Source organism: Streptomyces sp. NPDC004647 (assembly GCF_040609575.1).
GTDB lineage: Bacteria > Actinomycetota > Actinomycetes > Streptomycetales > Streptomycetaceae > Streptomyces.
Genome location: NZ_JBEXKU010000003.1, coordinates 43608 through 55811 on the forward strand (window position 1 = coordinate 43608; position 12204 = coordinate 55811).

Sequence of the window (12204 nt, forward strand, 5' to 3'; positions counted from 1 at the left end):
GCCGGGTGCGCAGGGTGCCCGGCCTCGGTCCCGGTGCCCGGGTGACGTGGATGAGCTACGGTCCCCGGGCGGCGCCGGGGCGACTGCGCCCGGTTAGCATGGCGCCCACTATGTCCGCGTCCACTATGCCCGGTGCCCCGCGGCGCATCGCCGTTCTCCTCGCGCTCGGCGCGGCCGCCTATACCGCCTGGGCGGTGGAGGTCCTGGTCGCCACCGGCCTCGACCCGATAGAGGCCTACGTCAGCGAGCTGGCCGCCACCGACCAGCCGCTCGGCGGCCTCTTCCGGGCCACCGATCTGGTCGCCGGTCTGCTGGCTCTCGCCGGCGCCCTGCTCGCCTTGTTCCGGCTCCGTCAGGACCGGCTCCGTCAGAACGGGCTCGGGCTCCGCCAGGACGGGCTCGGGCTCCGACATGACCGGCCCCGCCGGCACCCGTGGGCCACCACCGGCTGGGCCGCCCTCGCCCTCTTCGGTGCCGCCACCGCCGTCGACTCACGGCTTCCCCTGAGCTGCGCACCGACCGACGACCCGGTGTGCGCCGCCCGGGAGACCGCCGGACTGGTGCCCGCCACGCATACGGCGCACGCCGTCACCAGCGCCCTCGCCATCGCCGGTGCGCTGGTGGCCATCGTCGCGCTGACCGTCGCCGCCCGCCGCTACGGCTGGTGGCCGCCCCTCGCCGCGTTCGGTCCTGCGCTCGTCGTCGCCGAACTGGCCGCCACCGTCTGGACGCTGGCCTCGGTGGCCGCTTTCGAGGCGGGCAAGGGCACCTGGGCGCTGGGTGCGGGCCAGCGGCTGCAAGTCCTGCTCATCGCGGTCTGGATCGCCGTCCTGGCCTACGCGCTGGCCCAGCAGGAGCAACCCGGATGAGCCCCATGAAGCCGACGAACCGCATGAAGCGCATGAACCGCAGGGGCCGCAGGACCCGTACGACCCCTGGATCCGGTACGGCATCCACACCCGGCCGCATCATCCGCATCGGCTCGGTGCCCACCCATGTGCTGCGCGAGGGCGCCGGCCCGGTCTGCGTACTCAGCGGCGGCCTCGGCAGCAGCTGGTTCGACTGGGATCCGGTGGTCCCGCTGCTCGCCCCGCACCGCACCGTCGTCCGCTTCGACCGCCCGGGCCTCGGTTTCAGCGCCCCGGACCCGCAGCCGCCCACCGCCGTCGGCGAGGCCGACCGCATCCGGCGCGTACTCGACGCGCTCGGCCTCACCACCCCCTGCACCGTCGTCGGCCACTCCCTCGCCGGATTCCACGCGGAGGCGTTCGCCCGCCTGTACCCCGCCCGTACGGCAGGCCTCGTGCTCGTGGACGGCAGCGTCGAGGAGGACGCCCGGCCCCCGCGCGCGCCCGCGCTGCGGATCGCCGCCGCTCGGCTGCTCGGAGCGGCCCTCGGAACGGCCGGCCTGCCCAGAGCCCTGGGCAGAACCACCCGGCGGCTCATCGTCCGCACCACCACCGTCCGGCACCGCGACCCGGCACCCGAGGAACTCGTACGCCGCAGCTACCGCACCAGCCGCGTGCTGCGCGCCGTCCTGATGGAGGACGCGACGTACGGGGACGTGGCGGCGGAGCTGGCCGCCCTGCGTATCCGGTATCCGCTGCCCCGCGTGCCGGTCACCGTCCTCGCGGCGTACGACGCGAGCGAGTCGCCCCGCGGGCTGCGCTGGCTCGAGCGGCAGCGGCGTCTCGCCGCGGAACTCGGCGGTGCCGAGTTCCGGATCTCCGCTCCGGCGGGCCATCTGGTGATGTGCGACGACCCGGCGGCCGTCGCCCGAGCGGTGCTCCGCAGCAGCCCCCGCCTGGGCCAGGAAGGCCCCTAGGACCTAGCCTGGGCCTGGGCAGTCGAGGGTAGACGGCGGGAGCGAAACGCGGGCGAAACCCCGTCACGTGATACTGGGAGGGCCCACCCCGCCCACAAGCCCCCGAGCATGCAGTCTGACCTGCGAGGATAGAGAACATGGATAAGCAGCAGGAGTTCGTGCTCCGCACGCTCGAAGAGCGCGACATCCGCTTCGTGCGCCTGTGGTTCACCGATGTGCTCGGCTTCCTCAAGTCGGTCGCAGTTGCCCCCGCCGAGCTCGAGCAGGCATTCGACGAAGGCATCGGCTTCGACGGCTCCGCGATCGAGGGCTTCGCCCGGGTGTATGAGTCCGACATGATCGCCAAGCCGGACCCGGCCACCTTCCAGATCCTGCCGTGGCGCGCCGAGGCCCCCGGTACGGCCCGGATGTTCTGCGACATCATGATGCCCGACGGCTCCCCGTCGTACGCCGACCCGCGCTATGTCCTCAAGCGCATCCTCGCCAGGACCTCCGACCTCGGGTTCACCTTCTACACCCACCCCGAGATCGAGTTCTTCCTGCTCAAGGACAAGCCGGTGGACGGTACCCGGCCGGTCCCCGCGGACTCCTCCGGCTACTTCGACCACACTCCGCAGAACGTCGGCATGGACTTCCGCCGTCAGGCGATCACGATGCTCGAGTCCATGGGCATCTCGGTGGAGTTCTCGCACCACGAGGGCGCCCCGGGCCAGCAGGAGATCGACCTGCGGTACGCGGACGCGCTGTCGACCGCCGACAACATCATGACCTTCCGGCTGATCATGAAGCAGGTCGCGCTGGAGCAGGGCGTGCAGGCGACCTTCATGCCCAAGCCGTTCTCGGAGTTCCCGGGCTCCGGCATGCACACCCACCTGTCGCTGTTCGAGGGCGACCGCAACGCCTTCCACGAGTCCGGCTCCGAGTACCAGCTCTCCAAGGTCGGCCGGTCCTTCATCGCGGGCCTGCTCCGGCACGCGGCCGAGATCGCCGCCGTGACCAACCAGTGGGTGAACTCCTACAAGCGGATCTGGGGCGGCTCGCAGCGTACGGCCGGCGCGGGCGGCGAGGCCCCCTCGTACATCTGCTGGGGCCACAACAACCGCTCCGCGCTGATCCGGGTGCCGATGTACAAGCCCGGCAAGACCGTGTCGACGCGCGTCGAGGTCCGCTCCCTCGACTCCGGCGCCAACCCGTATCTCGCGTACTCCGTACTGCTCGCCGCCGGGCTCAAGGGCATCGAGCAGGGCTACGAGCTGCCGCCCGGCGCCGACGACGACGTGTGGGCGCTGACCGACGCGGAACGGCGCGCGATGGGCATCGAGCCGCTGCCGCAGAACCTGGGCGAGGCCATCACGCTCATGGAGCGCAGCGAGCTGGTCGCCGAGACGCTCGGCGAGCACGTCTTCGACTTCTTCCTGCGCAACAAGAAGCAGGAGTGGGAGGAGTACCGCTCCGAGGTCACCGCCTTCGAGCTGCGCAAAAGCCTCCCGGTTCTCTGAACGCCCGCTCCGGGGGCAGCCGCTGCGCACGCAGCGGCACGCCCCCGGGCGCAGCGGTCAGGCTCGTCCCCGGTCCTTGATCGAATGAGGCCTCGCAGGCTGACGGAGCACGGCTCCACCGGAGGGAGGCGGCGGTATGTCTCTACCGCACGGACGCCGGAGCAGCACCTTCACCCGGTTGCTCCGGCACGGTTTCACCGACCCCTCCGCCGCGGCCCAGCTGCTCGACGCCCCGGAGTTCTCCGCCGTCCGCCACGATCCCGTGCTGCTCGCCGCGCTCGGCGCGACGGCGGACCCCGACCTCGCGCTGATGGGCCTGGTCCGCCTCGTGGAGGCACTGACGTTGCGCGACGAGGTGGGGGCGGCGTCGGGGGAGGCCGGGCGGTCCGAGGCCCAGACCCTGCTCGACACCCTCGTCGCCGCCAAGCCGCTGCGCGACCGGCTGCTGGGGGTGCTCGGCGCGTCCGAGGCGCTGGGCGACCACCTCTCGCGGCATCCGCTGGACTGGCAGGTTCTGATGACCTACGAATCCGCCGATCTGCACCCGGGCGTCGAGGAGTTCGAGCGCTGCTTCACCGATGTCGGGCACCCCGACGAGCTGCGCGCGGGGTACCGCCGCTGCCTGCTCACCATCGCCGCCCGCGACGTCTGCGGCACCATCGACGTCGCGGACAGCGCCGCCGAGCTCGCCGATCTGGCCACCGCCACGCTGCGCGCCGCCCTCGCCATGGCCGAGCGCCGGGCGCCCGACGACACCGTGGTCTGCCGGCTCGCGGTGATCGCCATGGGCAAGTGCGGCGGCCATGAGCTGAACTACGTCTCCGACGTGGACGTGATCTTCGTCGCCGAGCCGGTGAACGGAGCCGACGAGTCCAAGGCCATGCAGGCCGCGACCCGGCTCGCCTCGCATCTGATGCGGATCTGCTCCGACATCACGGCCGAGGGCACCATCTGGCCGGTGGACGCCAATCTGCGCCCCGAGGGACGCCACGGCCCACTGGTACGGACGCTCTCCAGCCATCTCGCCTACTACCAGCGGTGGGCCAAGACCTGGGAGTTCCAGGCACTGCTCAAGGCCCGGCCGGTGGCCGGCGACCTCGCCCTCGGCCAGGAGTACGTGGACGCGGTCTCCCCCCTCGTCTGGCAGGCCGCCGAGCGCGAGAACTTCGTCCCCGACGTACAGCAGATGCGCCGCCGCGTCATCGACAACATCCCCGTCGCCCAGCTCGAGCGGGAGCTCAAGCTCGGCCCCGGCGGGCTCCGGGACGTGGAGTTCGCCGTACAGCTTCTCCAGCTGGTGCACGGCCGCTCCGACGCGACGCTGCGCAGCGTCACCACCCTGGACGCGCTGGCCTCGCTCGCCGCGGGCGGCTACGTCGGACGGGCCGACGCGGCCTCGCTGGACCGGGCCTACCGCTTTCTGCGCTCGATGGAGCACCGCATCCAGCTGTACAAGCTGCGCCGCACCCATCTGGTCCCCGAGGGCGAGAGCGATCTGCGCCGCCTCGGCCGCTCGCTCGGCTTCCGTACGGAGCCGGTGACCACGCTGCGCAGGGAGTGGAAGCGGCACGCGCGCGAGGTGCGGCGGCTGCACGAGAAGCTGTTCTACCGGCCGCTGCTGGACGCCGTGGCCCAGCTGGAATCCGGGGAGACCCGGCTCAGCACCAAGGCCGCGCGCCAGCGCCTCGAAGCGCTCGGTTACGCCGACCCGGCCGCCGCGCTGCGGCACTTGGAGGCCCTGGCCTCGGGGGTCACCCGCAAGGCCGCGATCCAGCGCACCCTGCTGCCCGTACTGCTCGGCTGGTTCGCCGACTCCGCCGACCCGGATGCCGGGCTGCTCAACTTCCGGAAGGTGTCGGACGCGTTGGGCAAGACCCCCTGGTATCTGCGGCTGCTGAGGGACGAGGGCGCCGCCGCGGAGAACCTGGCGAGGGTGCTGTCCGCCGGCCGGCTCGCCCCCGACCTGCTGCTGCGCGCCCCCGAGGCCGTCGCCCTGCTGGGCCACCCGGAGGGCCTGAAGCCGCGCGACCGGGCCCACCTGGAGCAGGAGATCCTCGCTGCGGTGAGCCGGGCGGCCGGGGCCGAGCAGGCGGTCGCCGCGGCCCGCGGGGTGCGGCGCCGGGAGCTGTTCCGTACCGCCGCGACCGACCTCATCGCCGCGTACGGCACCGAGGGGACCCCCGCGGAGGAGGACCACGGGCGCGCCGTCGACCTGGTGGGCGGCGCGGTCTCCGACATCAACGCCGCGACGATCGCGGGGGCGCTGCGGGCCGCCGTGCGCGACCGGTGGGGTGACGAGCTCCCGGTCCGCTTCGCCGTGATCGGCATGGGCCGCTTCGGCGGCCATGAGCTGAGCTACGGCTCCGACGCCGATGTGTTGTTCGTGCACGAGCCGCGCGAGGGCGTGGACGACCAGGAGGCCGCCAAGGCCGCTTTCGCCGTGGCGAACGAGATGCGCAGGCTGCTCCAGCTGCCCACCGTCGACCCGCCGCTGCTGATCGACGCCGATCTGCGCCCCGAGGGCAAGAGCGGCCCGCTGGTGCGCACCCTCACCTCGTACGCCGCCTACTACCGGCGCTGGTCGCTGGTCTGGGAGAGCCAGGCGCTGCTGCGCGCCGAGCCGGTCGCGGGCGACGCGGATCTGGGGGAGCGGTTCATCGAGCTGATCGATCCGCTGCGCTACCCGGCCGAGGGGCTGGGCGATGACGCCGTTCGGGAGATCCGGCGGCTCAAGGCCCGGATGGAGTCCGAGCGGCTGCCGCGCGGCGCCGACCGCACCACGCATACGAAGCTGGGCCGCGGCGGGCTGTCCGATGTCGAGTGGACGGTGCAGCTGCTGCAGATGCAGCACGGCTGGGCCGAGCCGGGCCTGCGGACGACCCGTACCCGGGAGGCGCTGCACGCCGCCCACGCCGCGGAGCTGATCAGCACCGAGTACGCGGAGATCCTCGACGAGGCGTGGGTGCTGGCCACCCGGGTACGCAACGCGGTGATGCTGGTCCGCGGGCGGCCCGGAGACACCTTCCCGACCGACAGCCGGGAGCTGGCGGCGGTGGGCCGCTATCTCGGCTACGGCGCGGGCCACGCCGGACGGAAGCCGGACACCGGCGGCAGCGGGGAGATGCTCGACGGCTACCGGCGTATCACCCGGCGTGCGCGGGCGGTCGTGGAGGAGTTGTTCTACGGCGCGTGAGGGCCTCCGGCCGGGGCGGGGCGGCAGCTTCCCGGTCACTGGGGGCAACCACGGGCCTCCGGCCACGCCCGCTTTATGGGCGGCGCCCGGTGAGGACCGGCCGGCCGCGCGGGGCGGGGGCGGTTCGCGCGGCGGCTACCTGGTCGTACGGGCAGCTACGTCGTCGTACTGCAGCGCGGCGGCGGAGGCCTCGCGCTGTGCCGGGGTGTGGCTCATCACCGGCCGCATGTCCTGCTTCACGGCCACCTTGCGGGGCAGCCAGTAGCACATCGTGCCGTACCACGCGTAGGACAGCGCGAAGCCGAAGGACAGGCACATCAGCCCACCGACCGCGTCCAGCCAGAAGTGGTTCGCCGTCGCGACGATCACGACCAGGGTGAGGGCCGGGTACGCCAGCCCGAGCACCTTCGCCCACATCGGGCGGGCCAGCATGGCGATCGCGATGCCGCACCACACCGACCAGCCGATATGCATCGACGGCATCGCCGCGTACTGGTTCGAGACGGCGGCGAGGTTGCCCGAGGCCATCGAACCCCACGTCTCGTGCACCAGAACCGTGTCGATGAAGCCCTGGTGCGGCATCAGCCGCGGCGGCGCCAGCGGGTACAGGTAGTAGCCGAGCAGCGCGACGCCCGTGGTGGCGAAGAGGACGAGACGTGTCGCTGCGTAGCGCCCCGGATGCCGGCGGTAGAGCCACACCAGTACGCCGATCGTCACGATGAAGTGCAGCGTCGCGTAGTAGTAGTTCATGCCCACGATCAGCCATTCCGCGGAGTTCACGGCATGGTTGACCGTCTTCTCCACGGCGATGCCCAGGGCTTCCTCGACGCGCCAGATCCAGTCGGCGTTGCGCAGCGCCTCCGACTTCTGTTCGGGCACCGCGTTACGGATCAGCGAGTACGTCCAGTAACTGACCGCGATCAGCAGGATCTCGAACCACAGACGGGGCCTGCGAGGGGTGCGGAAGCGGTCGACCCAAGCGCGCTCGGCTTGCGGGCGGTCCGCATGCTCCTCGATGGGTGACGGGGTGGCCGTACGGCCTGCCAGAGTCCTCACAGTCGCTTCACCCATAGCGCGACAGTCTGCCAGATCCTTGTCATCGGCAGATCATCCGCCGGTCTGGTCCTCTTCACCCACGCTACGCCTCGGGAATGACTGTTGTCCCTGGGGACCGGCGGCCGTAGAACCGCGGACCACCAGCTCGGGCAGGAAGACGAATTCGCTGTGCGGGGCCGGGGTACCGCCTATCTCCTCCAGCAGCGCCCGCACCGCCGCCTGCCCCATCGCGTGCACCGGCTGCCGGATCGTGGTCAGCGGCGGATCGGTGAACGCGATCAGCGGGGAGTCGTCGAAGCCGATCACCGACACATCGTGCGGCACCTCGAGACCGTGCTGCCGGGCGGCCCGGATCGCGCCGAGCGCCATCATGTCGCTCGCGCACACCATCGCCGTGCAGCCCCGGTCGATCAGCGCGGACGCTGCGGCCTGGCCGCCCTCGAGCGTGAACAGCGAGTGCTGCACCAGCGACTCGGCGTCCTCCGCCGGCAGCCCCAGCAGCTCGTCCATGCTGCGCAGAAAGCCCTCGATCTTCCGCTGTACCGGTACGAACCGCTTCGGGCCCAGTGCCAGCCCGATCCGCTCGTGGCCGAGCGCCGCGAGATGGGTGACCGCGAGGTGTATCGCGGCCCGGTCGTCGGGCGAGACGAACGGCGCCTGCACCTTGGAGGAGAAGCCGTTGATGAGCACGAAGGGGACGCCCTGGCCACGCAGCTGTTCGTACCGCTGCATATCGGCGGAGGTGTCCGCGTGCAGCCCGGAGATGAAGATGATCCCGGCGACCCCCCGGTCCACCAGCATCTCGGTCAGCTCGTCCTCGGTGGAGCCGCCCGGGCTCTGGGTGGCGAGCACCGGCGTATACCCCTGCCGGGTAAGCGCCTGGCCGATGACCTGTGCGAAGGCCGGGAAGATCGGATTCTCCAACTCCGGCGTGATCAGCCCGACCAGACCCGCGCTGCGCTGCCGCAGCCGGACCGGCCGCTCGTAGCCGAGGATGTCGAGCGCGGCCAGTACGGACTGGCGGGTGGACGCGGCGACGCCCGGCTTCCCGTTGAGGACCCGGCTGACCGTCGCTTCGCTGACCCCCGCCTGGGATGCGATGTCAGCAAGCCGCGCGGTCACAGGATTGGACTGTACCGGTCGCATCTCAGACTGCCCACCAGACGCAGGTGTCCGCCGGAATGTGGACACTTCCGCCGGTGAAGTGCAGGGCGGCGGTGGAGAGCACCGGCCGCCCCGGTACGGGGAGTTCGACCTCCCGGGCCAGGGTGTTGAGCGTGCACACGAACCCCGGACGGGACACCGCGAGCACCCCTTCGGGCGCGTCCAGCCAGGTCATCGGCCCGTCACCGAGCCCCGGCAGTTCGCGGCGCAGGGCCAGCGCCGAGCGGTACAGCTCGAGCGTGGAACGCGGGTCGCCGGACTGCGCCTCGACCGACAACTCCTGCCAGGCGGCGGGCTGCGGCAGCCAGCTGCCGCCCGGCCCGAAGCCGTACGGCGCCCGGTCGCCCGACCACGGGATCGGCACCCGGCAGCCGTCGCGCGTGCCGTCCTGGCCGTCGCCGCGGAAGAAGGCCGGGTCCTGGCGCACCTCGTCGGGCAGATCGACGACCTCCGGCAGGCCCAGCTCCTCGCCCTGGTACACATACGTTGAGCCGGGCAGCGCCAGCGTCAGCAGCGCGGCCGAGCGGGCCCGGCGCAGGCCCCGCTCCCCGCCGCCGTAGCGGGTCGTGTGCCGTACGACGTCGTGGTTGGAGAGCACCCAGGTGGTGGGAGCACCGACCGAGGTGCTCGCGGCCAGTGAGTCGTCGATCACCGTACGCATCGCCGTCGCGTCCCAGTCGCAGGTGAGGAACTGGAAGTTGAACGCCTGGTGCAGCTCGTCGGGCCGTACGTACAGCGCGAGCCGCTCGGCGCTCGGCGCCCACGCCTCGGCGACACCGATCCGGTCACCGCCGTAGGAGTCCAGCAGCCGCCGCCAGGAGCGGTGGATCTCGTGCACCCCGTCCTGGTCGAAGAACGGCAGCACCTGCGCGCCGATCATCTTGGCCTGCTCACGGGCGCCGATGTCCGGCAGCCCCGGGGCCTTGACCATGCCGTGCGCGACATCGATGCGGAAGCCGTCGACGCCCAGGTCCAGCCAGAAGCGCAGGATCGACTCGAACTCCTCGCGCACCTCCGGGTTGTCCCAGTTGAGGTCCGGCTGCTCGGAGGCGAAGAGGTGCAGGTACCACTCGCCCGGGGTGCCGTCGGGGTCGGTCGTACGGGTCCACGCCGGGCCTCCGAAGACCGACTCCCAGTCGTTGGGCGGCAGTTCGCCGTCGACGCCCTTGCCGGGCCGGAAGTGGTAGCGGTTCCGGGAGGCCGCGCCCGCCCCCTCCGCGAGCGCGGCCCGGAACCACAGGTGCTGGTCGGAGGTGTGGTTCGGGACGATGTCCACGATCACCTTGAGGTCGAGCTCATGGGCCCTGCGCACCAGGTCGTCGGCGTCCGGCAGATCGCCGAACAGCGGGTCCACGGCCCGGTAGTCGGCGACGTCGTACCCGCCGTCGGCCTGCGGCGAGGCGTAGAAGGGCGTGAGCCAGACGGCGTCCACGCCCAGGTCGGCGAGGTGCGGCAGCCGTTCGCGGATCCCGCGCAGATCGCCGATGCCGTCGCCGTCGCTGTCCGCGAACGAGCGCACGTACACCTGGTAGATGACGGCGCTGCGCCACCAGGCCGCGTCCGGCTGCTCGGCGGCCTGCGCGCGGACGGACGGGGCGAGGTCCTGGGTCATGGTGCGTTTCCCTACGGGTAGGCCCATCGAGAGGGCTTCAGGAGCGAAGGCTTGGCTAACGGGGTCAACGCGCCGTGCGTGACCGGGATACGGAGATCAACCCTTGGTGCCGCCCGCGGTCAGACCGGCGACCAGATGCTTCTGGGCGAGGAAGAACATCAGCCCGGCGGGGACGGTGATGAGCACCGAGGCGGCCGTCATCAGACCCCACTCGGCCCGGTGCGGGCCGATGAAGGTCTGCAGTCCGACCGCGAGGGTGTAGTTCTCCTCGCTGGACAGGAACTGGGTGGCGAAGGCGACTTCGCTCCACGCCGTGATGAAGGTGTAGAAGGCGGTGACGGCCAGGCCCGGCCGGGCGAGCGGGACGATCAGCCGCCAGAAAGTGCCGAACGGGGTGAGCCCGTCGACCCGGCCCGACTCGTCGATCTCGGCGGGCACGGTGTCGAAGTAGCCCTTGAGCATCCAGGCGCAGAAGGGCACGGACACCGAGCAGTAGGTGAGGATCAGACCGCCGTAGCTGTCCAGCAGGCCCATCTTCCCGAGGATGTTGTAGAGCGGCACGATCAGCACCGCGACCGGGAACATCTGGAACAGCAGGAAGGACCACATCAGCGAGGAGTGGCCGGGGAAGCGCATCCGGGAGACGGCGTATCCGGCGCTGGCCGAGATCGTGACGCCGACGAGCGTGGTGCCGCCCGCGATGATCATCGAGTTCCCGAACCAGGTCAGGAACTCGGTGTCGCCCAGCACCTTGGCGTAGTTGGCGAGCGAGAAGCCGGACATCTCGGTGGGGTGCGTCCAGCCGTTCTCGCCGCGCAGCGAGACCAGCACGATGAAGACGACCGGGAAGAGCGCGACGAGGGAGGCGAGTACGAGCGTGGTGTGCAGCGCGGCCGAGGAACCCCTGGACCGCTCCCCGCGCTTGCGGACGCGTACGGCAGTGCTGGTGCTGCTCATCGGGCAGTCTCCTGACGGGTCAGCATCTTGCGGTAGAAGACGGAGAAGACCAGCAGCAGGGAGAGGATGACGATCCCGTACGAGGCCGAGCCGGCGTAGTCCCGTACGCCCTGGAAGGCGAGCCGGTAGGCGTAGGTCACGAGGATCTCGCTCTCGGTACCGCCGGCCTGGCCGATCACCAGGTAGATGATCGGGAACATGTTGAAGGTCCAGATGATGCCGAGCAGGATGACGGTGCTGCTGACCGGGCGCAGGCCGGGCAGGGTGACATTGCGGAACCGCTGCCAGGGCGAGGCGCCGTCCATCTCGGCCGCCTCGTGGAGCTCGCGGGGTATCGACTGCAGGCCGCCGAGGATCGCGACCATCATGAACGGCACCCCGAGCCAGGTGTTGACCATGACGACCGAGATCTTCTGGATGAACGGGTCGCCGAGCCAGTCGACGGGGGCGACACCGATCTTGCCGAGCAGCGCGTTGAAGACACCGTTCTGGCTGTTGTACATCAGCTTCCAGGCGAAGGCGGCGACGAAGGCCGGGACCGCCCAGGGCAGGATCAGCAGCACCCGGTAGAGGGCGCGGCCCTTGACCGGGCGGTTGAGCAGCATCGCCAGGCCGAGGCCGATCGTGTAGTGCAGGAACACGCAGCTCGCGGTCCAGATCACGGTCCATGACAGCCGCGGGTAGAACGAACCCTCCTTGCCGGAGAGGATGTTCCAGTAGTTGTCCAGGCCCACGAACGTATAGCTCGCCGGGACCTCGAAGTTGCCGATGGTGCGGCCGATGTTGGCCTCGTTGGCATCGGTGAAGGAGAGGTAGATGCCGCGGCCGAGGGGATAGCCGACGAGCACGGCCAGCACCACGACGACGGGCAGCACCATCGCCCAGGCGTACCAATGGG

The 12204-nt window shown here is 71.1% G+C and carries 9 protein-coding genes; 4 read left to right on the forward strand and 5 right to left on the reverse strand.

Annotated elements, in window-relative coordinates; all coding sequences use genetic code 11:
* Window positions 1–110: 110 nt before the first annotated feature.
* The 4 genes from ABZW18_RS02055 (at window position 111) to ABZW18_RS02070 (ending at window position 6517) form a co-directional block, all read left to right on the forward strand.
* Window positions 111–869, forward strand: coding sequence for a DUF998 domain-containing protein (locus ABZW18_RS02055; RefSeq protein WP_356180719.1), 759 nt, complete (start codon window positions 111–113; stop codon window positions 867–869).
* A gap of 32 nt (window positions 870–901) precedes the next feature.
* Window positions 902–1825 (forward strand): alpha/beta hydrolase, encoded by a 924-nt coding sequence (locus ABZW18_RS02060; protein ID WP_356181072.1) that lies wholly within the window; start codon window positions 902–904, stop codon window positions 1823–1825.
* A 137-nt stretch (window positions 1826–1962) separates the two neighbouring features.
* Window positions 1963–3324, forward strand: a complete 1362-nt coding sequence (gene glnA / locus ABZW18_RS02065) for a type I glutamate--ammonia ligase (protein WP_356180722.1) — start codon at window positions 1963–1965, stop codon at window positions 3322–3324.
* 136 nt (window positions 3325–3460) lie between these two features.
* Window positions 3461–6517, forward strand: a complete 3057-nt coding sequence (locus ABZW18_RS02070; protein ID WP_356180725.1) for a bifunctional [glutamine synthetase] adenylyltransferase/[glutamine synthetase]-adenylyl-L-tyrosine phosphorylase — start codon at window positions 3461–3463, stop codon at window positions 6515–6517.
* Between the two features lie 135 nt (window positions 6518–6652).
* Here the strand turns inward: ABZW18_RS02070 and ABZW18_RS02075 are convergent, their stop codons facing one another.
* The 5 genes from ABZW18_RS02075 to ABZW18_RS02095 all read right to left on the reverse strand — a co-directional run bounded on the left by ABZW18_RS02075 (window position 6653) and on the right by ABZW18_RS02095 (window position 12184).
* On the reverse strand, window positions 6653–7588 hold the full coding sequence (locus tag ABZW18_RS02075; protein ID WP_356180728.1) for a phosphatase PAP2 family protein: 936 nt from the start codon (window positions 7586–7588) through the stop codon (window positions 6653–6655).
* 36 nt (window positions 7589–7624) lie between these two features.
* On the reverse strand, window positions 7625–8695 hold the full coding sequence (locus ABZW18_RS02080; RefSeq protein ID WP_356180731.1) for a LacI family DNA-binding transcriptional regulator: 1071 nt from the start codon (window positions 8693–8695) through the stop codon (window positions 7625–7627).
* Between the two features lie 25 nt (window positions 8696–8720).
* Window positions 8721–10349 carry a glycoside hydrolase family 13 protein gene (locus ABZW18_RS02085; RefSeq protein ID WP_356180734.1) on the reverse strand — a complete coding sequence of 543 codons (1629 nt, stop codon included), beginning with the start codon at window positions 10347–10349 and terminating at the stop codon, window positions 8721–8723.
* Between the two features lie 96 nt (window positions 10350–10445).
* Window positions 10446–11306, reverse strand: coding sequence for a sugar ABC transporter permease (locus tag ABZW18_RS02090; RefSeq protein ID WP_356180737.1), 861 nt, complete (start codon window positions 11304–11306; stop codon window positions 10446–10448).
* On the reverse strand, window positions 11303–12184 hold the full coding sequence (locus ABZW18_RS02095) for a sugar ABC transporter permease (protein WP_356181075.1): 882 nt from the start codon (window positions 12182–12184) through the stop codon (window positions 11303–11305). Before ABZW18_RS02095 ends, ABZW18_RS02090 begins: the two co-directional genes overlap by 4 nt.
* Between the last annotated feature and the right edge of the window lie 20 nt (window positions 12185–12204).

Bases quoted from the DNA above. Each gene is read 5' to 3' on its own strand.
- ABZW18_RS02070 (WP_356180725.1), top strand. From the start codon at position 3,461: ATGTCTCTACCGCACGGACGCCGGAGCAGCACCTTCACCCGGTTGCTC.
- ABZW18_RS02095 (WP_356181075.1), bottom strand. From the start codon at position 12,184: ATGGTGCTGCCCGTCGTCGTGGTGCTGGCCGTGCTCGTCGGCTATCCC.
- ABZW18_RS02055 (WP_356180719.1), top strand. From the start codon at position 111: ATGTCCGCGTCCACTATGCCCGGTGCCCCGCGGCGCATCGCCGTTCTC.
- ABZW18_RS02060 (WP_356181072.1), top strand. From the start codon at position 902: ATGAACCGCAGGGGCCGCAGGACCCGTACGACCCCTGGATCCGGTACG.
- ABZW18_RS02075 (WP_356180728.1), bottom strand. From the start codon at position 7,588: ATGGGTGAAGCGACTGTGAGGACTCTGGCAGGCCGTACGGCCACCCCG.
- ABZW18_RS02090 (WP_356180737.1), bottom strand. From the start codon at position 11,306: ATGAGCAGCACCAGCACTGCCGTACGCGTCCGCAAGCGCGGGGAGCGG.
- glnA (WP_356180722.1), top strand. From the start codon at position 1,963: ATGGATAAGCAGCAGGAGTTCGTGCTCCGCACGCTCGAAGAGCGCGAC.
- ABZW18_RS02085 (WP_356180734.1), bottom strand. From the start codon at position 10,349: ATGACCCAGGACCTCGCCCCGTCCGTCCGCGCGCAGGCCGCCGAGCAG.